The 24,877-nt window shown below is 65.9% G+C and carries 23 protein-coding genes; 15 read left to right on the forward strand and 8 right to left on the reverse strand.

Annotated elements, in window-relative coordinates; translation table 11 throughout:
• Positions 1–76 precede the first annotated feature (76 nt).
• The 4 genes from BTN82_RS00625 to BTN82_RS00640 all read right to left on the reverse strand — a co-directional run bounded on the left by BTN82_RS00625 (position 77) and on the right by BTN82_RS00640 (position 3,253).
• Positions 77–595, reverse strand: a complete 519-nt coding sequence (locus BTN82_RS00625) for an Hcp family type VI secretion system effector (protein WP_009041653.1) — start codon at positions 593–595, stop codon at positions 77–79.
• A 311-nt stretch (positions 596–906) separates the two neighbouring features.
• Complete coding sequence (locus BTN82_RS00630) at positions 907–2,124, reverse strand: CynX/NimT family MFS transporter (RefSeq protein ID WP_075117254.1); 1,218 nt, start codon at positions 2,122–2,124, stop codon at positions 907–909.
• The gene (locus BTN82_RS00635) at positions 2,111–2,572 is read right to left on the reverse strand and encodes a nucleoside deaminase (protein WP_075117255.1); all 462 of its coding nucleotides are present in this window, start codon (positions 2,570–2,572) and stop codon (positions 2,111–2,113) included. Before BTN82_RS00635 ends, BTN82_RS00630 begins: the two co-directional genes overlap by 14 nt.
• Positions 2,573–2,593: 21 nt before the next feature.
• Positions 2,594–3,253: an ankyrin repeat domain-containing protein gene (locus BTN82_RS00640; protein ID WP_075117256.1), complete on the reverse strand. Its 660-nt coding sequence runs from the start codon at positions 3,251–3,253 to the stop codon at positions 2,594–2,596.
• Positions 3,254–3,362: 109 nt separating this feature from the next.
• Here BTN82_RS00640 and BTN82_RS00645 point away from each other — a divergent pair, with 109 nt between their 5' ends.
• The 11 genes from BTN82_RS00645 to BTN82_RS00695 all read left to right on the forward strand — a co-directional run bounded on the left by BTN82_RS00645 (position 3,363) and on the right by BTN82_RS00695 (position 13,088).
• Positions 3,363–4,220 carry a LysR family transcriptional regulator gene (locus BTN82_RS00645; protein WP_075117257.1) on the forward strand — a complete coding sequence of 286 codons (858 nt, stop codon included), beginning with the start codon at positions 3,363–3,365 and terminating at the stop codon, positions 4,218–4,220.
• Positions 4,221–4,521: 301 nt separating this feature from the next.
• A complete protein-coding gene (locus BTN82_RS00650; protein ID WP_075117258.1) occupies positions 4,522–5,331 on the forward strand; it encodes an energy transducer TonB in 810 nt (269 codons plus the stop codon).
• Between the two features lie 78 nt (positions 5,332–5,409).
• A complete protein-coding gene (locus tag BTN82_RS00655; protein ID WP_075117259.1) occupies positions 5,410–6,135 on the forward strand; it encodes a MotA/TolQ/ExbB proton channel family protein in 726 nt (241 codons plus the stop codon).
• A 1-nt stretch (position 6,136) separates the two neighbouring features.
• Positions 6,137–6,538, forward strand: a complete 402-nt coding sequence (locus BTN82_RS00660) for an ExbD/TolR family protein (protein ID WP_075117260.1) — start codon at positions 6,137–6,139, stop codon at positions 6,536–6,538.
• Positions 6,539–6,944: 406 nt separating this feature from the next.
• A complete protein-coding gene (locus BTN82_RS00665; protein WP_075117261.1) occupies positions 6,945–7,526 on the forward strand; it encodes an alpha/beta hydrolase in 582 nt (193 codons plus the stop codon).
• 55 nt (positions 7,527–7,581) lie between these two features.
• Positions 7,582–8,514, forward strand: a complete 933-nt coding sequence (locus BTN82_RS00670) for a sigma 54-interacting transcriptional regulator (RefSeq protein WP_075117262.1) — start codon at positions 7,582–7,584, stop codon at positions 8,512–8,514.
• Positions 8,515–8,849: 335 nt separating this feature from the next.
• Entirely contained in the window at positions 8,850–9,632 is a 783-nt protein-coding gene (locus BTN82_RS00675) for a MetQ/NlpA family ABC transporter substrate-binding protein (RefSeq protein ID WP_075117263.1), read from the forward strand.
• 490 nt (positions 9,633–10,122) lie between these two features.
• A complete protein-coding gene (locus BTN82_RS00680) occupies positions 10,123–10,788 on the forward strand; it encodes an amino acid ABC transporter permease (RefSeq protein ID WP_075117264.1) in 666 nt (221 codons plus the stop codon).
• On the forward strand, positions 10,769–11,428 hold the full coding sequence (locus BTN82_RS00685; RefSeq protein WP_075117265.1) for an amino acid ABC transporter permease: 660 nt from the start codon (positions 10,769–10,771) through the stop codon (positions 11,426–11,428). Before BTN82_RS00680 ends, BTN82_RS00685 begins: the two co-directional genes overlap by 20 nt.
• Positions 11,425–12,207 (forward strand): amino acid ABC transporter ATP-binding protein, encoded by a 783-nt coding sequence (locus BTN82_RS00690; protein WP_075117266.1) that lies wholly within the window; start codon positions 11,425–11,427, stop codon positions 12,205–12,207. Before BTN82_RS00685 ends, BTN82_RS00690 begins: the two co-directional genes overlap by 4 nt.
• A complete protein-coding gene (locus tag BTN82_RS00695) occupies positions 12,204–13,088 on the forward strand; it encodes a transporter substrate-binding domain-containing protein (protein WP_075117267.1) in 885 nt (294 codons plus the stop codon). Before BTN82_RS00690 ends, BTN82_RS00695 begins: the two co-directional genes overlap by 4 nt.
• Before the next feature lie 169 nt (positions 13,089–13,257).
• Here the strand turns inward: BTN82_RS00695 and BTN82_RS00700 are convergent, their stop codons facing one another.
• A complete protein-coding gene (locus tag BTN82_RS00700) occupies positions 13,258–14,418 on the reverse strand; it encodes an AAA family ATPase (protein ID WP_075117268.1) in 1,161 nt (386 codons plus the stop codon).
• Between the two features lie 251 nt (positions 14,419–14,669).
• On the opposite strand from BTN82_RS00700, the gene BTN82_RS00705 reads away from it, so the two are divergent.
• The 4 genes from BTN82_RS00705 to BTN82_RS00720 all read left to right on the forward strand — a co-directional run bounded on the left by BTN82_RS00705 (position 14,670) and on the right by BTN82_RS00720 (position 22,255).
• On the forward strand, positions 14,670–15,767 hold the full coding sequence (locus BTN82_RS00705) for an efflux RND transporter periplasmic adaptor subunit (protein ID WP_075117269.1): 1,098 nt from the start codon (positions 14,670–14,672) through the stop codon (positions 15,765–15,767).
• Entirely contained in the window at positions 15,764–16,834 is a 1,071-nt protein-coding gene (locus BTN82_RS00710; RefSeq protein WP_075117270.1) for an efflux RND transporter periplasmic adaptor subunit, read from the forward strand. Before BTN82_RS00705 ends, BTN82_RS00710 begins: the two co-directional genes overlap by 4 nt.
• A complete protein-coding gene (locus BTN82_RS00715) occupies positions 16,831–19,896 on the forward strand; it encodes an efflux RND transporter permease subunit (RefSeq protein ID WP_075117271.1) in 3,066 nt (1,021 codons plus the stop codon). Before BTN82_RS00710 ends, BTN82_RS00715 begins: the two co-directional genes overlap by 4 nt.
• Before the next feature lie 103 nt (positions 19,897–19,999).
• Positions 20,000–22,255, forward strand: a complete 2,256-nt coding sequence (locus tag BTN82_RS00720) for a glycoside hydrolase (RefSeq protein ID WP_075117272.1) — start codon at positions 20,000–20,002, stop codon at positions 22,253–22,255.
• A gap of 19 nt (positions 22,256–22,274) precedes the next feature.
• Here the strand turns inward: BTN82_RS00720 and BTN82_RS00725 are convergent, their stop codons facing one another.
• From BTN82_RS00725 to BTN82_RS00735, 3 genes are all read right to left on the reverse strand, one after another.
• The gene (locus BTN82_RS00725) at positions 22,275–22,901 is read right to left on the reverse strand and encodes a class I SAM-dependent methyltransferase (protein ID WP_075117273.1); all 627 of its coding nucleotides are present in this window, start codon (positions 22,899–22,901) and stop codon (positions 22,275–22,277) included.
• A 204-nt stretch (positions 22,902–23,105) separates the two neighbouring features.
• On the reverse strand, positions 23,106–23,750 hold the full coding sequence (locus BTN82_RS00730; RefSeq protein WP_075117274.1) for a methionine ABC transporter permease: 645 nt from the start codon (positions 23,748–23,750) through the stop codon (positions 23,106–23,108).
• The gene (locus BTN82_RS00735; protein ID WP_075117275.1) at positions 23,740–24,876 is read right to left on the reverse strand and encodes a methionine ABC transporter ATP-binding protein; all 1,137 of its coding nucleotides are present in this window, start codon (positions 24,874–24,876) and stop codon (positions 23,740–23,742) included. The genes BTN82_RS00730 and BTN82_RS00735 overlap by 11 nt, the downstream gene beginning before the upstream one ends.
• Between the last annotated feature and the right edge of the window lies 1 nt (position 24,877).

A 24,877-nucleotide genomic window follows, 5' to 3' on the forward strand; every position in this document is an offset into this window, starting at 1 on the left:
ACGCAAGAAATCCCTTATGGCGTAAACAACATCGACCAGCAGAGCTGGCCGATGTCGGTGTAACGGTCGGCCGGACTTAGCCCGCGACCGGGGAGCGCCAGTCGTCGGAACCGGAAGTACCGGAGACTTCGTGGGTCCAGGTGATTTTGCGGTAGGTGAAGTGCACGTCTTCCAGGTGGGTGAAGTGCGAGTTCGCCGGGTCCTGGCAGTTGTGCATGTAGTCCTTGATGTCGACGATGATCGCGTCTTCCAGGGTGGTGGTGTAGTAGTGCTCCTGGGTGCCGGCAGCCGAGGTGCGGTACCACTGGATTTCGATCTTGGTCAGACGCTCGCCGGAGGTCAGGGCTGCCAGCAGCAGGGGCGAAGCCTTGTCGAACACCTTGGTGATGACCACTGGCTTGTGTACGCGCTGGCCGGTTGGCTGGCCGGACTGCGGGTCGCGCGGGATGATCACTTCGTGCTGGAAGCCTTGAACCATGACCTGGTCTTCGTGGCCTTCCTGGTAGGTGTTGCCAACGGAGTCAGCGGTGAAGGCACCGGCGGTGATCAGGCCTTGTTTGGTGCCGGTGATGGACATATACGCTGGTGTAGCCATGGATGCTCTCCTTGCTGAAAATAAAAGGTGCCCGGTGGGACGAATCGTCCGGTGGGTGCGCTTAGGGGTATCAAGGAGCGTGCCACGGCGTATAAATAGTATATAAATCAATCAGTTAGTTTGTTTTTGAGTTTGCGCCACGACGTTTTCGCCGCGGCGGCCGCCGAAAGTGCGCAACTTCTTGCGCAGTGCTGTGCAAGAAGTTGCGCACTCTTCTGCGTGCCTTGTTTTACGAGGCTTTGCGCTATCTGTTCACAGTGTTATCCACAGGCGGGTGCGCAAGAAGTTGCGCATGCTGGCCATGGGCCTTATCAGGCGCAGGTCGAAGCGCCTTCGCGGGCGGCCCGGGTCGCCGGTGGCGGCTCCCGGTAGCTGGCCGGGCTGAAGACCCGGGTCAGCGCCAGCATGGCCAACACGCTCAGGATCAACACCCACCAGGCGCTGGTGAAACTGCCGGTCAGTTGCCGCAGCCAGCCGGTCATCCACGGCGACACGGCATTGATCAGGAACCCCACCCCCTGCACGAAGGCCGCCAGTTGCCCGGCTTGTCGCGGGTCGCGGCGGTGGTCGAGGGTGAGGATCAGGCTCAGGGCGAAGCAGGCGCCGAGGCCGAAGCCGATCAACGCCACCCACAGTTGCGGCGCTTGCAGCGGCCACAGCACCAGCCCGGTGAACCCCTGGGCCTGGGCCAGCAGACTGACGGCCAGCAGCGGCCGGCGATCGCTCTGCCGTTGCGCCAGGGCCGGCATCGACAGCGCCGCCAGCACCTGGAAAATGGTCATGAAGGCCAGCAGCGAACCGCTCTGGGTCGCGCTCCAGCCCAGTTGCAGGTAATAGGCCGGCAGCCAGGCGACCATGCTCATGTAGCCGCAGTTGACCAGGCCGAAGTACAGCGCCAGCAACCAGGCCCGGCGGTTGCGCCACAAGCTGATGGAGGGCGCGTCGAGGCGCTGGCCCGGTCCGGCGAACGGCAGCAGCCACCACAGCAGCAGGGCCGCCAGGGCCGGCAGCAACCACACGCCGAGCCCGGCCTGCCAGTGGGCGAAGTGCGTGGCCACCCGCGGGCTGAGCAGGGCCGCCAGACCGCCGCCGCCCATCAGCGACGCCGAGTAGATGCCCATCGCCAGCGCCACTCGGTGCTGGAACTGACGCTTGATCAGCGCCGGCACCAGAGCCTGGATCAAGGCCACGCCGGCGCCGCCGAACAGCGCCGTGGCCAGCAGCGCGTCGGCGCGGTCGCACAGCAACCGCGCCAGGCAGGCGCAGAAGATCATCGCCAGGCCCAGGGCGATGCCGCGGCGTTCCCCCAGGCGCGCTTCCAGGCGCACCCCGAGCAACGCCACCAGGCCCATGCAGACCACCGGCAGGCTGGTGAGCCAGGCGCTGCTTTGAAAGCTCATGCCGGTGGCTTCGCGGATCTCCATCAGCAGCGGGCTGATGGAGCTGAGCAGCGGCCGCAGGTTGAGCCCCAGGGCGATCAGCAGGGCCCAGCCGCCGAGGCGTCGCAGGCGCGACTCAACGTGTGGCATGGCGGGCCTGCCAGTCGCGGTAGATCTCGTGCATCGCCGCGTGCGGCAGGTGCTGCACCGGCAAGCGTTGGGCTGCCAGCGGTTGGGCCAGCTGTTCGTAGATCGTTGCGGTGGACAGGCCGAAAGGCGCGGCGCTGGCGTTGTCCGCGGCGAACACCGCGCGCTCCACCCCGCACAGGTACATGGCGCCCAGGCACATCGGGCAGGGCTGGCCGCTGGCGTAGATCACGCAGCCGTCCAGGCGCGGGCCGAGCTGCTGGCTGGCGACCCGGATGGCCAGCAGTTCGGCGTGGGCGGTGGGGTCCTGGTCCAGGTGGATTTGGTTGACCGTCTCGGCCAGCACCTGGCCGTCGCGCACCAGCACTGCGCCGAACGGCCGGCCGCCGGCGGCGACGTTGTCGCGGGCCAGTTCGACGGCGCGTTGCAGGTAAGCCTGATCGTTTTTCATGGGGGTTCCTTATGTCGGCAATCAGGACGCACCGGCGTCCCGCAGCAGTTTGGCGATGGCCGTCTGGCCGCGATTTTCCGCCTGTCGCAGCGGGCTCAGGCCGGCGTTGTCCGGCAGGTTCAGGTCGGCGCCGGCGGCGATCAATTGGGCGACGATCTGCTGGTGCGCCGGGCCGCCGTCGGCCAGCACTATGGCTTCCATCAGGCAGGTCCAGCCCAGGCGGTTGACGTGGTCGAGGTCGACGCCGGCGGCGATCAGCAGGCGCACGGTGTCGACATGCCCGCGCTCGCAGGCCGGGATCAGCGCGGTGCCGCCGTAGCGGTTGGTGCTGCGCAGGTCGGCGCCGTGGGCCAGGGTCATTTGCAGGATGGCGTTGCGTCCGCTGGCGCCGGCCAGCAGGTAGGGGCTGTCCTGGATCAGGTTCTTCTGATTGACGTCGGCGCCGGCGTCGATCAGCGCCCGGGCGATCTCGACCTGGTTGGCGGCGGTGGCCAGCAGCAACGGGCTGCTGCCGTCGAGGCTGCGGGCGTTGAGGTCGACGCCCTGGCCGATCAGCGCCTGGACCTGGTCCAGTTGCCCATCGCGGACAGCCTTGAGCAGTGGGTTATCGCTGGCCATGGCCACTCCTACCACGAATAGACCGAGGGCCAGAACGGCGCGTTTGCAAGACAGGTAACGCATGGCACCAGGCTCCCTGTGCGTTGAATGAACGGCGAGTATGGTCAGGCCCTGATGTATTCTGAAATTAAATATAACCATGCCAATCAGTGGCATTAAGAATGGTGTCGCCATGTTCGATCCTGTGCTGCTGCGCAGTTTTGTCGCCGTCGTCGACTGCGCCAACTTCACCCGCGCCGCCGAGCGCCTGCACCTCACCCAGTCCACGGTCAGCCAGCAGGTGCGCCGGCTGGAGGAAAGCCTGGACTGCCAACTGCTCGACCGCGACCAGCGCCGGGTGGTGGCCACCGCCGAGGGCGAGCGCCTCTTGGGGTATGCGCGGCGCATCCTGGCCCTCAACGAGGAGGCCAGCGATGTGCTGCTGCATCAACAGAGCGAAGGCGTGTTGCGCCTCGGGGTGCCGGAAGACTTCGCCGCCGAACGCTTGATGCCGCTGTTGTCGCGCTTCGGCCAGGACCACCCCGGCGTGCGCCTGGAAGTCACCAGCGGCCTGGGCCCGGAATTGACCCGGCTGTATCGGCGCGGCGAGTTCGACTTGCTGCTGGTCAAGCAGATGGGCGCCAGCGACGACTGCCTGGGCTCGTGGCCGGAACCGCTGTGCTGGGTCGACAGCCGCGGCACGCCGGCCTTCGGTCGCGACCCGTTGCCGTTGGTGGCCTTTCCGGTGGGCGGGCTGTATCGCCATGAAATGCTCCACCACCTGGAAGTCGGCGGCTGGCGCTGGCGCATCGGTTATTCCAGCGCCAGCCTGGCCAGCGTCTGCTCGGCGGTGGCGGCGGGGCTGGGGATCAGCCTGCTGCCCGTGCGCGTGGTGGCCGCCGGGCACCGCATTCTCGACGCTGCGAGCGGCCTGCCGGATATCCAGGGCGTGCGCCTGGCGCTGTACGGCCGCGGCGGTTTGAACCGTGCCGGCAAAGCCCTGGAGAGCCAGTTGCTGGCGCTGTGCGAGAGCCAGGCGCTGAAGGTCTGAGCGCCTGGTAACCCGTCGACCAGGCGTTTCGCCGCGGTTTTACCGGGGCAATTCGATGCCTTTGGCGAATATTTTCAATGCTTGAAAAGCATGGTTTTTTGCCGCCTTCCCTACAGCCCTTGATTCGCGCGGCCTGGCGCGAAATGACGGCTTTTTATATGTGTTTTTGATCTATCCATAACTTCAAAGATTACTTTCGGAGATAAGTGTCTGGCGCCAATCATTCAGCCCAGGACGCCGCACCGGGGGATTCAGCGAGTGCGGGTCGGGTTATTCGCAAAAGACTGTAGGGAGTCATTCAATGGGCAATGTCCAGACCGCCGCCGCTACGCACGAGGTGCCGTGGCGTCAGGCACCGAGCGGCGATCTGGTGGACCTCGGCCGGCCACATCGCTTGCCGTTGGGCCAGCTGCGTTTGCAGAAAGCGCCCAAGGCCGGGCTGCGGCGGCGCGAGGCGATCGCGCTGGGGGTGATTGCCCTGGTGCTGCACGGCGCGGTGATCTACTGGATCAACCAGCAGCCGACCCCGGTCTTGCCGATCGTGCCGCCGGAAATTCCGCCGATGACCATCGAGTTTTCCCGGCCTGCGCCGCCGGTGGTCGAACCGCCGCCACCGCAGCCGGTACAACCGGTGGTCGAGCCACCGCCGCCGGTGGAAGACGAACTGGCGGTCAAGCCGCCACCGCCCAAGCCTGTGCCCAAGCCGAAACCGGTTGCCAAGCCTGTGCCCAAGCCCGCGCCGAAACCGGTCCAGCAACAGCCCGCGCCGCCCCAACCGGCCGCGCCTGTCGCCGCTCCGGCACCGCCCGCGCCACCGGCCCCGGCGCCCGTGACCCCGGCATCGGCGAACGCCGCCTATTTGAAGAACCCGGCGCCGGAATACCCATCGCTGGCCCAGCGTCGCGGTTGGGAAGGCACGGTGCTGCTGCGGGTGCATGTCCTGGCCAGCGGCAAGCCGGGCGAGATCCAGGTCCAGAAAAGCAGCGGTCGCCAGCAACTTGACGACGCGGCGCTGGCGGCAGTGAAGCGCTGGAGCTTCGTGCCGGCCAAGCAGGGTGATGTCGCCCTGGACGGCTGGGTCAGCGTCCCTATCGATTTCAAGATTCATTGAGCCTGCGCCAGGCGCGGTGCCTGGTCGGTCGCTATCGCGAGCACGCTCGCTCCTACAAGGGTTATAGAGGGACACATCATGAGTTTATTGGCATCTCCACTCGAATCCATCGAAAGCGCGGTGATCTGGCTGCTGGTGGTGTTTTCCGTGGCCACCTGGGGCCTGGCCCTGCTCAAGGGCGCGCAATTCGCCCGCCTCAAGGCCCAGGATCGCAAGTTCCACAAACAGTTCTGGGCCGCCTCCAGCCTCGACTCGGCAGCCGAATTCAGCGAAACCCAGCCCGGCGCCGCGGCGCGGGTAGCCCAGGCCGGCTACGCGGCGATCCAGGTCGGCGACACGACCCATGCGGCGGACCTGAGCCAGGCCATCAATCACCAGGACCGCCTGGAGCGGGCCCTGCGCCAACAGATCGTGCGCGAGCGACGTTCCCTGGAAACCGGCCTGGCGGTGGTCGCCAGTATCGGCAGCACCTCGCCCTTCATCGGCCTGTTCGGCACCGTGTGGGGGATCATGGAAGCCCTTAAAGGCATCAGCGCGGCGGGCTCGGCGAGCCTGGAAACCGTGGCCGGGCCGATTGGCGCGGCGCTGGTCGCCACGGGCGTGGGGATCGCCGTCGCGGTGCCGGCGGTGCTGGTTTACAACTACTTCCTGCGCCGCCTGAAGCTGACCGCCGCCGACCTGGACGACTTCGCCCACGACTTCTACAGCCTGGCGCAGAAGAGCGCGTTCCGCGTGCTGATCCACCCGGCCGCGCACAAGGTCGCGGCCCAGGGCGGCGCGCAGAAAGTAAAGGAGGCGTCCTGATATGGCCTTCTCGACCCAGGACAGCGACGAGGTACTGAGCGAGATCAACGTCACCCCGCTGGTGGACGTGATGCTGGTGCTGCTGGTGGTGTTCATCGTCACCGCGCCGCTGCTGACCAACGCGATTCCGATCAACTTGCCCAAGACCGAGGCCGTGGCCCCGGTGGAGCAGAAGGACCCGCTGGTGGTGAGCATCGACGGCAGCGGCAAGCTCTTTATCAACAAGGACCCGATCCAGCCGGACCTGCTGGAAAGCAATCTGCAGGCGGCCAAGGCCAAGGATCCGGAGGTGCGCGTGCAATTGCAGGCGGACGACGGCGTCAACTATGGCGAAGTGGCCCGCGCCATGGCCTCCATCGAGCGGGCCGGCATCACCAAACTGTCGGTGATCACCGCCCGCTGAAACAGTGTCGTTAAGCCACGACTTTTCAGGCCGTCTCCTTGGCAGGGTGCGGCCTTTTTTTATGCCTGCGGTTTGCCTGCCCGGACGCCATCGCGAGCACGCTCGCTCCTACAGGTCCGGTGTCGTACGTGCGAGCTTTTGTAGGCGCGAGGCTTGCCCGCGATGCAGGCGCTGCGGTGTGTCTGTCTGGACGCCATCGCGAGCACGCTTCGCTCCTACAGGTCCGGTGTCGTACGTGCGAGCTTTTGTAGGCGCGAGGCTTGCCCGCGATGCGCTCGTACAGCAGAGGTACAGGTGAAGTTTGATATTCTTTATGGGTATTAATAAATAGCTTCTTATTCCTTAACGAATATAACTCTCGTCCCTATACTCGATCGGGAACAGACACGCAGCAGGAGAGCTCCCCATGCGCAACGAATCAATTCGCTACCTGATTGTGCCGGGCTGGCAAGGATCGCCAGAAGATCATTGGCAAAGCCACTGGCAGAACAGCCTGCCGAACAGCGCGCGGGTGGAGCAGGCCGACTGGCTGACGCCGCGGCGTGAAGACTGGGTCGCGGCGCTGGCCGAGGCGATTGCCGCCGACAGCACGCCGGTGATCCTGATCGCCCACAGCCTGGGCTGCATCACCGTGGCGCACTGGGCGGCCCATGCGCCGGCTAGCGCCTTGCGCCAGGTGCGCGGTGCCTTGCTGGTGGCGCCGGCGGATGTCGAGCGTCCGGCCTGCGTGCCGGCGCTGCGCAATTTCGCGCCGATCCCCGGCGAGCCGTTGCCGTTCCCGAGCCAGGTCGTCAGCTCCGACAACGACAGCGCCATCAGCGCGCCGCGGGCCCTGGAACTGGCCCGCAACTGGGGCGCCGAGGCGGGGATTCTCGCCGGCGCCGGGCATATCAACGTCAAGTCCGGCCACCAGCGCTGGGAGCAAGGCTTCGCCTATCTCTACCGCCTGCAAAACCGCATGGAACAGCATGCCCTGCGCCGCGCCTGATATTCCTTTTTGTTAAACGCCCCCGTCTCCTGGCGGATTTGGGCGGGAGTCTGCCATGAGTCTGCATGAGTCTTTCGGTCAGCCGCTGCTGACCTTTCCCGATGCCGAGAAAAGCCCGCTGAGCATCCGCGCCAAGGCGCTGGTGTTCGTCGATCCGCGTTCGCGGCAATTGCGCCAGGAGCTGGAACAGCTGGCGCCGCGTTCGACCTCGGTGCTGATCCGCGGCGAAACCGGCAGCGGCAAGGAGCTGCTGGCCCGGCATATCCATCGCGCCAGCGATCGCGGCGGGCTGTTCGTCTCGGTCAACTGCGGGGCCATCAGCCCGACCTACGCCGACGCCGAATTGTTCGGCTATGCCGCCGGCACGTTCAGCGGTTCGGCCAGCAGCCGCGCCGGCTGGTTCGGCTCGGCCAACGGCGGCACCCTGTACCTGGACGAGATCGGCGACTTGCCGTTGCCGATCCAGATCAAGCTGCTGTCGGCCCTGGAAAACCACGAGGTGACCCGGGTCGGCGCCCATCAGCCGAGCCCGGTGGACGTGCGCCTGGTGGCGGCCACCAGCATCGACCTGGCCCAGGCGGTGGCGGCGGGCAAATTCCACGAGCGGCTGTACCACTACCTGGGCGAAGGGCACCTGGAGTTGCCGGCGCTGCGCGAGCGGGTCGGCGACATCCTGTCGCTGGCCGAGTACTTCCTCGGCATTTACAGCCAGCGCCTGGACCTGCCGGTGCCGCTGATCAGCGAGGCCGCGCAGCAGGTGCTGGAGCAGCACAACTGGCCGGGCAACACCCGCGAGCTGGAGAACGTCATTCACTTTGCCCTGCTGGTCAGCAGCGGCGAGGAGATCCTGCCGGAGCACCTGAACCTGCCGCCGCAGCTGTCGCGGCTGGAGCAGGTGGATCAGCACCTCAAGAGCCTGGTCGCCGATGGCTCCGCCGCCGAGTTCCAGGCCCTGAAGCACCTGCTCAAACAGCACGGCCTGCTCTGATCGCGTTGCCCATTTCTACGGGCCTTCACGGTCCGCTTCTGTAGCCGCTGCCGAAGGCTGCGATCGACCGGAACGGTCGTGGCGATCTTGTGGACGTAGGAGGGCCTTCGGCCCTATCGCAGCCTTCGGCAGCGGCTACAGAGACCGTGTGAGTCGCGCCAGGTGCAGGCTAGAGCGGTTCGGATCTGTATGAATAAAATGGAATATCAACGTGAATAAAAGATATTTTTAAGGAATAAAAAATCCCGGTATCTTCCGCTCCACGCCAGAGATAGCACTTCGCTGGCACCTTCATTATAAAAGCCGTCGTCCCTGACGACTCATAAGGACACTGCATGAAAAAGGTTCTGTTGTTCACCGCGTTGGCGGCTGCCCTGACCGCGGGTATCGCCCAGGCTGGCGAGAAACTGGTAGTAGCGGCCACGCCGGTGCCGCACGCCGAGATCCTCGAGCTGATCAAGCCGACCCTGGCCAAGGAAGGCGTGGACCTGGAAATCAAAGTCTTCACCGACTACGTGCAGCCCAACGTGCAGGTCGACCAGAAGCGTCTGGACGCCAACTACTTCCAGACCCTGCCGTACCTGAAAAGCTTCAACGAAGGCAAAGGCACTAACCTGGTGACCGTGATCGGCGTGCACGTCGAACCGTTCGGCGGCTACTCGAAGAAAGTCAAAACCCTGGCCGAGCTGAAAGACGGCGCGACCATCGCCATTCCGAACGAAGGCAGCAACAGCGGCCGGGCCCTGATCCTGCTGCAGAAAGCCGGCCTGATCGAACTCAAGGACCCGAAAAACGCCCTGGCGACGCCGAAGGACATCGCCAAGAACCCGCACAACTTCAAGTTCAAGGAACTGGAGTCGGCCCTGCTGCCGCGCGTGCTGGACCAGGTCGACCTGGACATGATCAACACCAACTACGCCCTGGAAGCCGGCCTGAACCCGGCCAAGGACGCGCTGGTGATCGAGGGCGCCGATTCGCCGTACGTGAACTTCCTGGTGGCCCGTCCGGACAACAAGGACAGCGCCGCGATCCAGAAACTGGCCAAGGCCCTGACCAGCCCGGAAGTGAAGGAATTTATCGCGAAGAAATACAGCGGCGCGGTATTGCCGGCGTTCTGATGAACTACGCTTGAGTTGTACAAACCCCTTCAAGGTTTAAACGCCGACGGCTCCTACAGCGTCGGCGTTTTTTATTGCCCGCGCCTCGGCTTGTCTGGCTGGACGCCATCGCTGTAGGAGCGGGGGGTCAGGAAGGGCTCATGGCCCGGCGCAAGGCCTTCAGCCATTTGACGATGTCCTGTGGATCGAGGGGTTGCGGGGTGTCGAGCTCGGTCATGTCTTGTCGTCCTTGTGGGTGGCCCGTGGCGGTCGGGCGCCGGCTGTCCGTTCCTTGGAGAGGGGAAAAAGATCCCCGTCGGCGCCAGAAAAAGTAGTCGGCCCACGCGCCCATGGCAAACCCGCAGGTTAGTTTTTTGGGTGATATCAATATGCTTTAACGGTATTTAAATTATTGTTTTTATAGCTATAAAGTCGACGCCTGCCGGGTGGTTACCCACCGCCCAATGGACTGCGCCACCGCCGCTGTACCCCAGCGGCGTCCAGGATTGCCATGACCCTCGACTACGCTTTTATCCTCAGCACGCTGCCGGCCTTTCTCAAGGCCGTGGGCGTGACCTTGCAGGTCGGCCTGATCGCCATCGTCACCTCCCTGCTGGTGGCGCTGATCAACGCCACCATCCTGGTGCTGCGCACCCCCTACCTGCAGCGCCTGGTCGGCCTGTACGTGGAGCTGGCGCGCAACACCCCGCTGCTGATCCAACTGTTCTTCGTCTACTTCGCCCTGCCGGCGCTGGGGCTGAAGATTTCCGGCTTTGCCGCGGCGATCATCACCATGACCTTTCTCGGCGGCGCCTACCTCACCGAGGTGCTGCGCGCCGGCGTCGAAGCGGTGCCGGCGGCGCAGTTGGAGTCGGGCCGTTCCATCGGCCTGTCGCACTGGCAGCTGCTGCGCCATGTGATCCTGCCCCAGGCCGGAATCCTCAGCCTGCCGTCGCTGTTCGCCAACTTCATTTTCCTGCTCAAGGAAACCACCGTGGTCTCCGCGGTGGCAGTGCCGGAAATTCTCTACACCACCAAGAGTTACATCGCCCTCTACTACAAGACTTACGAAATGCTCGCCGTGCTGACGCTGATCTGCGTGCTGTTGTTCCTGCCGCTGTCGCTGTTGCTCAGCCGCCTGGAAAGGAGGCTGCAACATGGCCAGTTCGGGTCTTGAGTTGCTCTGGGTGTCCTTGCCGCAACTGGGCAAGGGCGCCGCGCAAACCCTGTCGATCTCGCTGCTGAGCATTGCCTTCAGCACCGTTGGCGGGGTGCTCTACGGCGTGCTGCGAACCCTCGACAGCAAGTGGCTGAACGCCGTGCTGCGGGTTTATCTGGAGCTGTTCCGGGCGATCCCGGTGCTGGTCTGGTTGTACCTGCTGTTTTTCGGTTTCCCGATCTTCTTCGGCATCAGCATCCCGAGTTTCACCTGCGCGGTGCTGGTGCTGTCGCTGTGGGGGGCCAGCGAGGTCGGCGAGGTGGTGCGCGGCGCCCTGCATTCGCTGCCCCGCGGCCAGCGCGAAGCGGGGCTGTCGATCGGCCTGTCCGCCCCGCAGCTGTACGGCCATGTGCTGCTGCCCCAGGCGCTGAAACGCATGACGCCGCCGACCATCAACGTTTACACGCGGATCATCAAGACCAGTTCGCTGGCGGTGCTGATCGGCGTGGTGGACGTGATCAAGGTCGGCCAGCAGATCATCGAGCGCACCTACGAGTCGGTGCTGATCTACGGCGCCCTGTTCCTGTTTTTCTTCTTTATCTGCTACCCGCTGTCGGCCGCCTCGCGTGTGCTGGAGCGGCGCTGGACGCAAGCATGAGCGCACTGATCGAGTTCCAGGGTTTCAACAAATTCTTCGGCGAGCAGCAGGTGCTCAAGGACGTCGACCTCAAGGTCGCCCAGGGCGAGGTGGTGGTGATTCTAGGCCCCAGCGGCTGCGGTAAATCCACCCTGCTGCGTTGCCTCAACGGCCTGGAGCAGGCCCACGGCGGCCACCTCAGATTCGCCGGCCGCGAGCTGCTGGACAAGGCCACCGACTGGCGCCAGGTGCGCCAGCGGATCGGCATGGTGTTCCAGAGCTACCACCTGTTCCCGCACATGAGCGTGCTCGACAACATCCTGCTCGGCCCGCTCAAGGTGCAAAAGCGCGACCGCCGCGAGGCCCGCGCCCAGGCCGAGGCGCTGCTCGAGCGCGTGGGCCTCCTGGACAAGCGCGACGCCTTCCCGCGCCAGCTTTCCGGCGGCCAGCAGCAACGCATCGCCATCGTCCGCTCGTTGTGCATGAACCCCCAGGTGATGCTGTTCGACGAGGTCACCGCGGCGCTCGACCCGGAAATGGTCAAGGAAGTACTGCAAGTGATCCAGGGCCTGGCCCGCGACGGCATGACCCTGCTGATCGTCACCCACGAAATGGCCTTCGCCCGCGCGGTGGCCGACCGCATTGTGTTCATGGATGCCGGACGCATCCTCGAACAGAACCCTCCCGAGACCTTCTTTACGAAACCGCAGACCGCACGCGCGCAGCAGTTCCTGGAGAAATTCTCCTTCGTTGAAGCACTGCCCAAAAAGACCCCTGCAAAGGAACTGGAGCTCTTATGAAAACTGCCAAGTCTTCGCTACTGTTACTCCCGCTGTTCGGCCTCGCCCTGCTGGCCGGCTGCGACAAGTCCGCCGAGGCGCCCAAGCCCGCGGCCACCAGCGCCAGTGCCGCGCCGGCGACCGGCTACCTGGACAAGATCAAGGCCCGCGACAAGCTGATCGTCGGCGTGTTCACCGACAAGCCGCCGTTCGGTTTCGTCGACGAGGCCGGCCGTTATGTGGGCTTCGATACCGACATCGGCCGGCAATTCGCCAAGGACCTGTTGGGCGACGAGAACAAGGTGGAGTTCGTGGCCGTGGAGCCGGCCAGCCGTATTCCGTTCCTGCAAAGCGACAAGGTCGACCTGATCCTGGCCAACATGACCGTCACCCCCGAGCGCAAGGAAGCGGTGGAGTTCACCAACCCCAACCTCAAGGTCGCGGTCCAGGCCCTGGTGCCCGAAGGCAGCGCGGTGAAGCAGCTGGACGACCTGGCGAGCCGCACCACCATCGTCACCACTGGCACCACCGCCGATATCTGGCTGACCAAGAATCACCCGGACTGGAAACTGCTGAAGTTCGAGAAGAACTCCGAGTCCTTGCAGGCCCTGGCCAACGGCCGTGGCGATGCCTATGCCCAGGACAACCTGATCCTGTTCAGCTGGTCCAAGCAGAACCCGGGCTACCGCGTGCTGCCGCAGACCCTGGGCGAACAGGCGCCGATCGCGCCGGCGGTGAAGAAAGGCAATATCGAACTGCGCGACTGGGTCAACGCCGAGCTGGCCAAGCTGGGCGAAGACAAGTACCTGCTCAAGCTCTACGACCAGTACGTGCGCAAGGAATTGAGCGACGACACTAACCCCGAAAGCGTGATCGTCGAAGGCGGCAAGTGGCAGGGCTGACCTGATCCCTGTAGCCGCTGCCGCAGGCTGCGAAAAGGTCCGCAGGACCTTCCGAGGGCCTTAAAGACGGCGCCTGCTGCGCAGTCGATCGCAGCCTGCGGCAGCGGCTACAGGGAGGTACCGCGAACTGTAGGAGCGAGGCTTGCCCGCGATGCTTTTACGGTTGCGCTCAATCCGGCCAATGCCATGCCGGTTCGTCGAGCATGCCCTGGCCGACGATTTCGGTCTGGCCGAAATTCTTTTCCAGCACGATGGCGTTGCACTCCGGGTCCTGTTGCAGGGCGGCGATCAGCCGGCTGGCATGAGACACCACCCACACCTGGCAGTCCTGGCTGGCACGGATGATCAGCCGCGCCAGCGCCGGCAGCAGGTCCGGGTGCAGGCTGGTTTCCGGTTCGTTGAGCACCATCAGCGTCGGCGGTCGCGGCGTCAGCAGGGCGGCGACCAGCAGCAGGTAGCGCAGGGTGCCGTCCGACAGCTCCGCCGCCGACAGCGGCCGCAGCAACCCTTCCTGATAGAACTCGATGGCGAAGCGTCCGCCCTGCAACGGCGCGATGTTCAACCGCGCCCCGGGGAAGGCGTCGCTGATCGCCCGTTGCAGGGCCTCGGGGTCGCCGATCTCGCGGATGGTTTGCAGGGCGGCCGCCAGGTCGCGGCCGTCGTGATGCAGCACCGGGGTGCGGGTGCCCAGTTGCGGTTGCCGCACCGGGGCCTCGGCATCGCTGCGAAAGTGATCGTAGAAACGCCAGCCGCGAATGTTCTCGCGCAACAACAGCACTTCCGGCGAGGAGCGCAGGTTGCCCACCTGGTCGAACAGGCTGTCGAAGGTCGGCGTGTGCTGGGCCTGCACGTCCCAGCTGCGCCCCTCACGGGTGCGGATCATCGGCCCGGCGCGGTTGACCAGCAGGCTGGCCGGGCGATACAGCGGCCCGGCCCAGATGCACTCGCGCTTGATTTCCGGGTCCAGGGAAAACGCCGAGCGGCTGGGTTCCGGCAGGCCCAGGGCGATGGCGTAGCTGAAGTCCTCGCCGGAAAACCCCAGGCGCAGGCGCTTGGTGCCCTGGCGCACGGTGGACTCGATGGGCACCTCGCCGTTGCGCATGCGTCGGCTGATCTGCTCCGGGCCGGCCCAGAAGGTCGAGTCCAGCCCGCCCTCGCGGGCCAGTGCGTTGATCACCCCGCCCTGGGCGGTTTCCGCCAGCAGGCGCAGCGCGCGATACAGATTCGACTTGCCGCTGCCGTTGGGGCCGGTGATCAGGTTCAGCCGCGCCAGCGGAATCACCAGTTTGTTGATCGAGCGGTAGTTGGCCACTGCCAGGGTCTTGAGCATCCTGCGTCTCCTGTTGCGTGGGGCGCAGTGTGCAGCACAAACCCAGCATCCCCAACCCCTGTAGGAGCCAGCTTGCTGGCGATGACGGCCTCAAGAGCGACATCGACCTCAAGGGCCTCATCGCCAGCAAGCTGGCTCCTACAAGGGGTGGTCCAGGCATTTGTTTTGCGGCCCCGTGCAGCGTTTGAACCCTGTTCTAAGCTCACAGTCGTATCGTCATCGGTACGACAGCATTGCCTGGGGGAGCCTGCATGGCCGGTCTCGAATCGAAGTGGATAGTGGGTTTGACGCTGGTGGCTCTACTGAGCGGTTGCGGGGCAGACAAGCCGACCGAAAAGGACCGCGTGCGGGTGCGTGTGCAAACCGTGCAGCCCAGCGATTTCGCCGCGCAGGTGACCCTCACCGGGGACGTCCAGGCGCGGGTGCAGACCGAATTGTCGTTCCGCGTCGGCGGCAAGATCATCCAGCGCCTGGTGGATGTCGGCGACCGGGTCACGGCCCGCCAGGTACTGGCTCGGCTCGATCCGAAAGACTTGCAGACCAACGTCGACTCCGCCGCCGCCTCGGTGTTCGCCGAGCAGGCGCGGGTCAAGCAGACCGCCGCGGCCTTCGTCCGCCAGCAGAAACTGTTGCCCAAGGGTTACACCAGCCAGAGTGAATACGATGCCGCCCAGGCCGCGTTGCACAGCAGCCAGAGCGCCCTGACCGCGGCCCAGGCGCAGCTGGCCAACGCCCGCGAGCAACTGAGCTACACCGCGCTGGTCGCCGACGTGGCGGGGGTGATCACCGCGCGCCAGGCCGAGGTCGGCCAAGTGGTGCAGGCCACCATGCCGATCTTCAGCCTGGCCCGCGACGGCGAGCGCGACGCGGTGTTCAACGTCTACGAATCGCTGCTGGCAGCCCCGGCGAAGGAAGGCGCGATCACCGTCAGCCTGCTGGACAACCCGAACATCAAGACCACCGGCAAGGTGCGCGAAGTCACCCCGGTGGTGTCGGCGCAGAGCGGCACGGTGCAGGTCAAGGTGGCGCTCGACGGCTTGCCGGCGGGCATGGACCTGGGCTCGGTGGTCAGCGCCACTGCCCAGGCCGCCGGCCAGGCCAGTGTCGAGTTGCCCTGGGCGGCGCTGACCAAGAGCCTCAGCGACCCGGCGGTATGGCTGGTGGGCGAAGACGGGACGAGCGCCTTGCACAAGGTCACGGTAGGGCGTTACCAGACTGGCCGGGTGATTGTCAGCGACGGCCTCAAGGGCGGCGAAAAAGTGGTGGTCGCCGGCGGCCAGTTGCTGCATCCGGGAATGCGCGTCGAGATCGTCGCCGAACCCGCGGCGCCACAAGGAGCCACGCCATGAAGCGCCTACCGTTGTTGGTGTGTGCTGGGCTGGCGCTGGGCGCCTGTTCCAAGCAGGAACCGGCGCCCGAGCCGGTGCGCCCGGTGCTGTCGTTCGAGGTGCGGGCCGAGTCCGAGGCGAGCCTCGGAAGGTTCGCCGGAAGCATCCAGGCGCGCTATGAAACCAACCTCGGTTTCCGCGTGCCGGGGCGTATCGCCAAGCGTAATGTCGATGTCGGCGCCGAGGTGGCCAAGGGCGCCTTGCTCGCGACCCTCGACCCCACCGATCAACAGAACCAGCTGCGTTCCGCCCAGGGCGACCTGGCGCGGGTCCAGGCGCAGTGGATCAACGCCCAGGCCGACGCCCGGCGCCAGCAGCAACTGTTCGACCGCGGCGTCGGCGCCCAGGCGCAGCTGGATATCGCCCAGACCAACCTGAAAACCACCAGCGCCTCGCTGGAGCAGGCCAAGGCCTCGGTCCGCCAGGCCAGCGACCAGCTCGCCTACAGCGAACTGCGCACCGATCACGGCGGTGTGGTCACCGCCTGGAGCGCCGAGGCCGGCCAGGTGGTCAGCGCCGGCCAGCAGGTGGTGACCCTGGCCCGCCCGGACATCAAGGAAGCGGTGATCGACCTGCCGGCCGCCCTGGTGGATCAGTTGCCGGCCGATGTGGTGTTCAAGGTCGCCTCGCAACTGGACCCGAGCATCAACACCAGCGCCACCGTCCGCGAGATCGAGCCCCAGGCGCAGAGCGCCACCCGCACCCGGCGCTCGCGCCTGAGCCTGACCGACACCCCGCCGGCCTTTCACCTGGGCACGGCGGTCAGCGTGACCCTCAGCTCGGTGATCGTCCCGCGCATCGAAGTGCCGTTGTCGGCCCTGCAAGAGGCGGACGGCCAGACCCGGGTGTGGATCGTCGACCCGCAGGCGCAGACCGTGGCGTCGCGCGAGGTCACGCTGCTCGGCCGCGGCCCTGAGTCGGCGTTGATCGGCAGCGGTATCAAGATCGGCGAGCGGGTAGTGAGCGCCGGGGTGAACAGCCTCAAGCCGGGGCAGAAAGTCAAAATCGACGAGGACAGCCCACGATGACCCCCGCCGCGAAAGGCAGTTTCAACTTATCCGAGTGGGCCATCAGGCATCAGTCGTTCGTCTGGTACCTGATGTTCGTCGCCCTGCTGATGGGCGTGTTTTCCTATATGAACCTGGGGCGCGAGGAGGACCCGTCCTTCACCATCAAGACCATGGTCATCCAGACCCGCTGGCCGGGCGCGACCCAGGAGGAAACCCTCAAGCAGGTCACCGACCGCATCGAGAAGAAACTCGAGGAACTGGACTCCCTCGACTACGTGAAAAGCTACACCCGCCCCGGCGAATCGACGGTCTTCGTCAACCTGCGCGACACCACCAGCGGCAAGGACATCCCCGAGATCTGGTACCAGGTGCGCAAGAAGATCAACGACATCCGCGGCGATTTTCCCCAGGGTTTGCAAGGGCCGGGCTTCAACGACGAGTTCGGCGACGTGTTCGGCTCGGTCTACGCCTTTACCGCCGACGGCCTGAGCATGCGCCAGCTGCGCGACTACGTGGAGCAGGTGCGCGCCGAGATCCGCGAAGTGCCGAACCTGGGCAAGGTGGAGATGGTCGGCGAGCAGGACGAGGTCCTCTACCTGAACTTCTCCACCCGCAAGCTGGCGGCCCTGGGCATCGACCAGCGCCAGGTCCTGCAAAGCCTGCAAGCGCAGAACGCGGTGACCCCGGCGGGGGTGATCGAGGCCGGGCCGGAGCGGATTTCCGTGCGCACCTCGGGGCAGTTCGCCTCGGAGAAGGACCTGGCCACGGTCAACCTGCGGTTCAACGACCGCTTCTATCGCCTGGCGGATATCGCCGAGATCAGCCGCGGCTACGTCGACCCCGCGACCCCGCAATTTCGCTTCAACGGCCAGCCGGCCATCGGCCTGGCGATCGCGATGAAGAAGGGTGGCAACATCCAGGACTTCGGCAAGGCCCTGCACGCGAAAATGAGCCAGCTCACCGCCGACCTGCCGGTGGGCGTCGGCGTGCACACCGTGTCGGACCAGGCCGAGGTGGTGGAAAAAGCCGTCGGCGGCTTTACCAGCGCGTTGTTCGAGGCGGTGGTGATCGTGCTGGTGGTGAGCTTCATCAGCCTCGGCGTGCGCGCCGGGCTGGTGGTGGCGTGCTCGATTCCGCTGGTGCTGGCGATGGTCTTCGTCTTCATGGAGTACAGCGGCATCACCATGCAGCGGATTTCCCTGGGGGCGTTGATCATCGCCCTGGGCCTCTTGGTGGACGACGCGATGATCACCGTGGAGATGATGGTCACGCGCCTGGAGATGGGCGAGACCAAGGAGCAGGCGGCGACCTTCGCCTATACCTCCACGGCCTTCCCGATGCTCACCGGGACCCTGGTGACGGTCGCCGGCTTCGTGCCCATCGGCCTCAACGCCAGTTCCGCCGGCGAATACACCTTCACCCTGTTCGCGGTGATCGCCGTGGCCATGCTGGTGTCGTGGATCGTCGCCGTGCTGTTCGCCCCGGTGATCGGCATCCATATCCTCAGCACCAACGTGAAGCCCCACTCCGAAGAGCCGGGCCGCATCGGCCGGGCCTTCAACGGCGGTCTGCTGTGGGCCATGCGCAACCGCTGGTGGGCCATCGGCATCACCGTCCTGACGTTCGTGCTGGCGGTGTTCTGCATGCGCTTCGTGCAGAACCAGTTCTTCCCGTCCTCGGACCGGCCGGAGCTGCTGGTCGACCTCAACCTGCCGCAGAACGCCTCGATCGCCGAGACCCGCAAGGCGGTGGACCGCCTGGAAGCGACCCTCAAGGACGACCCGGATATCCTGCGCTGGAGCACCTACATCGGCGAAGGCGCGATCCGTTTCTACCTGCCCCTGGACCAGCAGTTGCAGAACCCCTACTACGCGCAGCTGGTGATCGTCAGCAAAGGCCTGGAGTCGCGCACGGCGCTCGCCGAGCGCCTGAAAAAGCGCTTGCGCGACGACTTCGTCGGCATCGGCAGCTACGTCCAGGCCCTGGAAATGGGCCCGCCGGTGGGGCGGCCGATCCAGTACCGGGTCAGCGGCAAGGACATCGACCAGGTGCGCAAGCATGCCATCGAGCTGGCCACCGAACTGGACAAGAACCCGCACATCGGCGAGATCATTTACGACTGGAACGAGCCCGGCAAGGTCCTGCGCATCGACATCGCCCAGGACAAGGCGCGGCAGTTGGGGCTGTCCTCGGAGGACGTGGCGCAACTGATGAACAGCATCGTCAGCGGCACCACCGTGACCCAGGTGGACGACGACATCTACCTGATCAACGTGGTCGGCCGCGCCGACGACAGCGAGCGCGGTTCCCCGGAAACCCTGCAGAACCTGCAGATCGTCAGCCCCAACGGCACTTCGATCCCGCTGCTGGCCTTCGCCACCGTGCGCTACGAGCTGGAGCAGCCGCTGGTCTGGCGCCGCGACCGCAAGCCGACCATCACCATCAAGGCAGCGGTGCGCGACGCGATCCAGCCCACCGACCTGGTGCGCCAGCTCAAGCCGGACATCGACAGGTTTTCCGCGAGCCTGCCGGTCGGCTATTCGGTGGCCACCGGCGGCACGGTGGAAGAGAGCGGCAAGGCCCAGGGGCCGATCGCCAAGGTGGTGCCGCTGATGCTGTTCCTCATGGCGACCTTCCTGATGATCCAGCTGCACAGCGTGCAGAAACTGTTCCTGGTGGCCAGCGTCGCGCCGCTGGGGCTGATCGGCGTGGTCCTGGCCCTGGTGCCGACGGGCACGCCCATGGGCTTCGTGGCGATCCTGGGGATTCTCGCGCTGATCGGCATCATCATCCGCAACTCGGTGATCCTGGTGACCCAGATCGACGAGTTCGAGCGCGACGGTTATTCGCCCTGGGACGCGGTGGTGCAGGCCACCGAGCACCGGCGCCGGCCGATCCTGCTGACCGCCGCGGCGGCCAGCCTGGGCATGATCCCCATCGCCCGCGAAGTGTTCTGGGGCCCGATGGCCTACGCCATGATCGGCGGCATCATCGTCGCCACCCTGCTGACGCTGCTGTTCCTGCCGGCGCTGTATGTGGCCTGGTACAAGATTCGCGAACCGCAGAAAACCGCCGGTTGAGGCAGGGCCCTGCGCGTGCTGCGCGCAGGGCTTTTCCCGGGGCGGGCGGAGCAGGCCGCGCTTTGCTTTACACTCTCGCCCTTCATTCGAGAAGGGATCGCTCATGTCCTGCGTTGTCCGGCCGCTACGTGGCCTGTTGCTTGCCGTCGCCCTGCTGCTGTCGCCCTGGGCGCTGGCCCAGCCGTCGTTGGAAAACTCGCTGTGGCAGGTCGAGATCGATCCGGCGACTCTGGCGATTCGCGTGACCCCCACGGGCCAACCGGCCGTACAGGCTTCGGCGGGCGTGGACCGCCACCGGGTCAGCGCCTTGCAGCAGACGCCGCAGCGGCTCAGCTGGCAATGGGACGATGGCGCCTGGAGTCTCAGCGCAACCTTGCAGCAGCGCGACCTGGTGTTCTCCATCCAGGCCCGGGAGCCGGGTTCGCTGGCGTTTCTGCGCCAGCCGGCCAGCGCCATGGGCAAGGGCCTGGTCTGGCCGCTGGCCGAGGGGCACTACGTACCGGCGGGGGACCTGCGCTGGCAACGGTTTCTCCTGGACCAGGGCGAGGTCAACACGACCCAGGACCTGAGCCTGCCGCTGTGGACCCTGGATCACGGCGCCTTCACCCTGAGCTGGCTGCTGACCCGCCCCTATAACAATCGCCTGAACCTGAGCGCCGAAGGGCCGGCCATGGCGCTGACGGGGCAGCATCATTTCACCCGGCTGGAAACCGATGCGCCGCTGACCTTTACCTTGTACCTGGGCGACGCCGACCTGCTGGCGGGGGCCAAGCGCTATCGCCAATGGCTGATCGACAACGGCCGCTACCAGACCCTGGAGGCCAAGCTGGCGCGCACGCCGCAAGGGAGCGAGTTGCTGGGGGCCAGCCATGTCTACCTGTGGGGCAACGATCTGCTGGGGGCGGACGATGTGCGCAGCTGGCCGCACCTGCTACAGGATCTGCGCGGTAACGAGCCGCTGGCGGTGAAGCTGCGGGCCGGCCTGGACAAGGAAAGCGCGAAGATTCTCGAGGCGCCGGCGGCCACCCTGGACGCCTACCGGCGCACCACCCTGCTGCGCAGCCTCAACAGTGCGTTGAACCAGCAGGCCCGCTTGGGCTGGCAGGGCGCGGAAGAGCCCGACATGCAAGCCCTGGCGCGGGGCTACGGCGAGCTGCGTACGCAGATGGCCAAGGTATTCGCCATGGCCCTGACCGCCGATCCGGCGCGCTGGGGCAGCAGCCTGTCGCTGGCGACCATGGAGCGCTTGCAGGCGGCCGGGCTGAGCCGTTTGTGGCTGGGCCTCGGCGAAGGTTGGGAGGGCGGGCTATGGCACCCCGAAGCGGTGCGGGCCGGGGTGGCTGCGGGTTATCTGGTGGCGCCCTACGACTCCTACGAGACCGCGTTGCGCAGCGATGAAAACCCCGACTGGAGCACCGCCCACCTGGGCGCGCGGGCCAACCGCGAGTGCGCGATAGTGCTGGAGGACGGCCAGTTCAAGAGCGGTTTCCAGCAGTCCGGGCATTACACCGACCCCCGTTGCGTCAGGCCATTGCTGGAGGCCCGGGTCAAGGCCGTGCAGGCCCGGGTCGGGTTCAACAGTTGGTTCCTCGACGCCTACGCCACCGGCATGCTGTTCGACAGCTACCGCGCCGAGAGGCCGATGACCCAGGCGCAGAACGCCGAGGGCAATATCGATGCGTCGCGCTGGCTTGCCGAGCAGCAGCAACTGGTCAGCGGTTCCGAAGACGGCAATGGTGTAACGGCTGGCGGCGTGCTGTTCGCCCATGGCATGCAGACCCCGGTCATGGGCTGGGGGGACGCGCAGATGAGCAAGGAGCCGAAGTCGCCCTATTACCTGGGCAACTGGTACCCGCCGGAGCAGCCGGCGGTGTTCTTCAAGAGTGCGCCTCTCAAGGAGCCTTACCGCACGGTGTATTTCGCTCCGGCGACGCGCTTGCCGCTGTACCAGGCGGTGTTCCATGGGGCGCTGGTGACCAGCCATCACTGGTTGTTCGACAGCCTCAAGTTAAGCAACGTGCGGGTCGAGAACGAATTGGCCCAACTGCTCTACAACGTGCCGCCCTTGTATCACTTGAGTGCCGCCACCTTGCGCCAGCGCTTGCCGCCGATGGTCCGCCAGGATGGGTTTTTCCGGCCTTTGCACCAGCGCCTGGGCACCCAGGCCCTCACCGATTTTCGCTGGCTGACGGCGGACCGCCAGGTGCAGCAGACCACCTTCGCCGACGGCTCGCGGCTGCTGGCGAATTTCGATTCCCGAGCCCGTGAGGTGGAAGGCGAGATGTTGCCCGGGCAGAGCATCAAGGCCGTGTTGGCGGACGGCGAGGTGCGTGAGTACCAGGTCGCGCGCCAGCCTTGAAGCAGCCCAGGCGTGGGCCTCAGGCCTTGCGCCAGACGCTCGCCAGCCACGGCTGCTGCTCGCGCGGCAGGCCGGCGGGGCGGTAGTAATGTTCCAGCTCGACGAACCCCGCCGCCGCGAGCAATTGCTGCCATGCCGCCAGGTCGTGGTAGGCGCCATAGCGCGGGCCGTTCCAGCCTTCCTGGTTGTCGCCGCGGGGGTTGGAACTGAACAGCACACCGCCGGGTTTCAGCGTCGCATGCAACTGACGCAGCACACGCGGTAGTTCCTGCACGGGGATATGGAACAGCACGGCGTTGGCGAAGATGCCATCGAAGTGCGCGGCGGGCAGGTCGAGCTTGAGGAAGTCCTGTTGCCAGACTTCGCAGCCGCTGTCGTCCCGGGCCATCTGGGCGAAACGTTCGGAGCCGTCCAGGCCGATGGCGACATGGCCCAGGCGGGTGAAGGTTTGCAGGTCGCGCCCGGGGCCGCAGCCGAAGTCCAGCACGGTAAAAGGCGCCGAACCCTGGAGATGCCGCAACAGCGCGTCGATGTTCTGGCTGACGTCGTGGTCGCGGGTGCCTTCGCGAAAGCCTTCGGCGACCTGGTTGTAGTGGCCCAGGGTGGTGGCGGTGATCTGGTCGAGGTCGTTCGGAGCGAGTTTCATGGCGGGCTGCGTTGGCTGGGGATGGTGTGCCGAATATTACCCCCATGCCGGCCGCTCCGCTCCCTGTAGCCGCTGCCGCAGGCTGCGCCCGACTGCGCAGCAGGCGCCGCTCTTGAGGGCCCCGAAGGTCCTGCGGACCTTATCGCAGCCTCGCCAAGGCTCGACAGCGGCTACAGGATGTTCGTCAGTACCAGGCGGTGTTTCTCAACGCTTGTTGAGCACCCGCGCCAACCGGTCGCCGCCGAGCTGGATCGCCGCCACCAGGATCACCAGCAGCACGATCACCGTGAGCATGATCTGGCTGTCGAAACGCTGGTAGCCGTAGCGATAGGCGATGTCTCCCAGGCCGCCGGCGCCGATGGCCCCGGCCATGGCCGAAGAGTTGATCATGGTCACCAGGGTGATGGTGAAGCCGCCGACGATGCCTGGCAGCGCTTCCGGCAACAGCACATGGCGGACGATGTGCCAGCGCCGGCAGCCCATGGCCTGGGCGGCTTCGATCAGCCCGTGGTCGACCTCGCGCAGGCTGACTTCGGCGATCCGCGCGAAGAACGGCGTGGCGGCGATGGTCAGCGGCACCACCGCCGCCCAGACGCCGTAGGTGGTGCCGACGATCAGCCGGGTGAAGGGGATCAGCGCGACCATCAGGATCAGGAACGGAATCGAGCGGAACAGGTTGACGAAGGCCCCCAGGACCGCGTTCAGCCTCGGCGCCTCGTAGATCCCGCCCTTGCCGCTGGTGACCAGGAACACCGCCAGCGGCACGCCCGCGAGCAAGGCGATCAGCGACGACACGCCGACCATCAGCAAGGTATCGACAGCGCCCTGGAGCAAGCGATCAAACCACATAGCCGAGTACCTCCACCTGTTGGGTCCATTGTTTCTGCAAGAAGTGTTGCGCGCGCAGGCGCTGTTCCTCGGCGCCCTGGGACGAGCCGCTGACCGCCAGCAAGAGTTGCCCCAGGGCGTGGCCCTGGATGCGTTCCACGCCGCCGTGCAGCAGACGCACGCGCCCGCCCAGGGTGGCGAACAGCGCGGCCAGGTCCGGCTCGTCGCTGCTGCGGCCGGTGAAGCGCACGCGCAACACCACCGCTGCTTCCGCGGACGGTGGCTGGGCCTGGAGGCGGTTTTGCAGCTCCTGCGGCAGGTCGTGCTGCAAGGGCGCCAGCAGGGTCTTGCTGACCTCGTGCTGCGGGTTGCCGAACACTTCCCAGACCGGCCCCTGCTCGACGACGCGCCCGTGTTCGAGCACCACCACCCGGTCGCAGATATCGCGGATCACCGCCATCTCATGGGTGATCAGGACGATGGTCAGGCCCAGGCGCTGGTTGATCTCCTTGAGCAGGCCGAGGATCGACTGGGTGGTCTCCGGGTCCAGCGCCGAGGTGGCTTCGTCGCAGAGCAGGATCGCCGGGTCGTGCACCAGCGCCCGGGCGATGCCGACGCGCTGTTTCTGCCCGCCCGACAGCTGCGCCGGGTAGGCCTTGTGCTTGTCCTTCAGGCCCACCAGTTCCAGCAGTTCGCGCACCTTGCGCTCGCGCTGCTCCTTGGGCACGCCGGCCACCTTCAGCGGCAGCTCGACGTTCTGCCACACGGTCTTGGCCGACATCAGGTTGAAGTGCTGGAAGATCATGCCGATGCGCCGGCGCAGCTCCACCAGGCGGTCTTCGTCGAAGTCGCCGATGTCCACCTGATCGATCAGCACCCGCCCGCCGGACGGCTGTTCCAGGCGGTTGATGGTGCGGATCAGCGACGACTTGCCGGCGCCGCTGCGGCCGATGATGCCGAACACCTCGCCGTGCTGGATCGCCAGGTCGATGCTGTGCAGGGCCTGTACCGGGCCTTGCTGGCCCTGGTAGGTCTTGGTCAGGCCGATAAAGCGCACATGGGCCCGGTTGAGCTCGGGGTGCAGTTCGGTCTGCCGCGCGCCCAGGGGTTGTTCGGGCGCCTGTTTATGCAGGTAGGCAACGCTCATT

The organism is Pseudomonas chlororaphis, assembly GCF_001921865.1.
Taxonomy (GTDB): Bacteria; Pseudomonadota; Gammaproteobacteria; order Pseudomonadales; family Pseudomonadaceae; genus Aquipseudomonas; species Aquipseudomonas chlororaphis_D.

Bases quoted from the DNA above. Each gene is read 5' to 3' on its own strand.
- BTN82_RS00625 (WP_009041653.1), bottom strand. From the start codon at position 595: ATGGCTACACCAGCGTATATGTCCATCACCGGCACCAAACAAGGCCTG.
- BTN82_RS00630 (WP_075117254.1), bottom strand. From the start codon at position 2,124: ATGCCACACGTTGAGTCGCGCCTGCGACGCCTCGGCGGCTGGGCCCTG.
- BTN82_RS00635 (WP_075117255.1), bottom strand. From the start codon at position 2,572: ATGAAAAACGATCAGGCTTACCTGCAACGCGCCGTCGAACTGGCCCGC.
- BTN82_RS00640 (WP_075117256.1), bottom strand. From the start codon at position 3,253: ATGCGTTACCTGTCTTGCAAACGCGCCGTTCTGGCCCTCGGTCTATTC.
- BTN82_RS00645 (WP_075117257.1), top strand. From the start codon at position 3,363: ATGTTCGATCCTGTGCTGCTGCGCAGTTTTGTCGCCGTCGTCGACTGC.
- BTN82_RS00650 (WP_075117258.1), top strand. From the start codon at position 4,522: ATGGGCAATGTCCAGACCGCCGCCGCTACGCACGAGGTGCCGTGGCGT.
- BTN82_RS00655 (WP_075117259.1), top strand. From the start codon at position 5,410: ATGAGTTTATTGGCATCTCCACTCGAATCCATCGAAAGCGCGGTGATC.
- BTN82_RS00660 (WP_075117260.1), top strand. From the start codon at position 6,137: ATGGCCTTCTCGACCCAGGACAGCGACGAGGTACTGAGCGAGATCAAC.
- BTN82_RS00665 (WP_075117261.1), top strand. From the start codon at position 6,945: ATGCGCAACGAATCAATTCGCTACCTGATTGTGCCGGGCTGGCAAGGA.
- BTN82_RS00670 (WP_075117262.1), top strand. From the start codon at position 7,582: ATGAGTCTGCATGAGTCTTTCGGTCAGCCGCTGCTGACCTTTCCCGAT.
- BTN82_RS00675 (WP_075117263.1), top strand. From the start codon at position 8,850: ATGAAAAAGGTTCTGTTGTTCACCGCGTTGGCGGCTGCCCTGACCGCG.
- BTN82_RS00680 (WP_075117264.1), top strand. From the start codon at position 10,123: ATGACCCTCGACTACGCTTTTATCCTCAGCACGCTGCCGGCCTTTCTC.
- BTN82_RS00685 (WP_075117265.1), top strand. From the start codon at position 10,769: ATGGCCAGTTCGGGTCTTGAGTTGCTCTGGGTGTCCTTGCCGCAACTG.
- BTN82_RS00690 (WP_075117266.1), top strand. From the start codon at position 11,425: ATGAGCGCACTGATCGAGTTCCAGGGTTTCAACAAATTCTTCGGCGAG.
- BTN82_RS00695 (WP_075117267.1), top strand. From the start codon at position 12,204: ATGAAAACTGCCAAGTCTTCGCTACTGTTACTCCCGCTGTTCGGCCTC.
- BTN82_RS00700 (WP_075117268.1), bottom strand. From the start codon at position 14,418: ATGCTCAAGACCCTGGCAGTGGCCAACTACCGCTCGATCAACAAACTG.
- BTN82_RS00705 (WP_075117269.1), top strand. From the start codon at position 14,670: ATGGCCGGTCTCGAATCGAAGTGGATAGTGGGTTTGACGCTGGTGGCT.
- BTN82_RS00710 (WP_075117270.1), top strand. From the start codon at position 15,764: ATGAAGCGCCTACCGTTGTTGGTGTGTGCTGGGCTGGCGCTGGGCGCC.
- BTN82_RS00715 (WP_075117271.1), top strand. From the start codon at position 16,831: ATGACCCCCGCCGCGAAAGGCAGTTTCAACTTATCCGAGTGGGCCATC.
- BTN82_RS00720 (WP_075117272.1), top strand. From the start codon at position 20,000: ATGTCCTGCGTTGTCCGGCCGCTACGTGGCCTGTTGCTTGCCGTCGCC.
- BTN82_RS00725 (WP_075117273.1), bottom strand. From the start codon at position 22,901: ATGAAACTCGCTCCGAACGACCTCGACCAGATCACCGCCACCACCCTG.
- BTN82_RS00730 (WP_075117274.1), bottom strand. From the start codon at position 23,750: ATGTGGTTTGATCGCTTGCTCCAGGGCGCTGTCGATACCTTGCTGATG.
- BTN82_RS00735 (WP_075117275.1), bottom strand. From the start codon at position 24,876: ATGAGCGTTGCCTACCTGCATAAACAGGCGCCCGAACAACCCCTGGGC.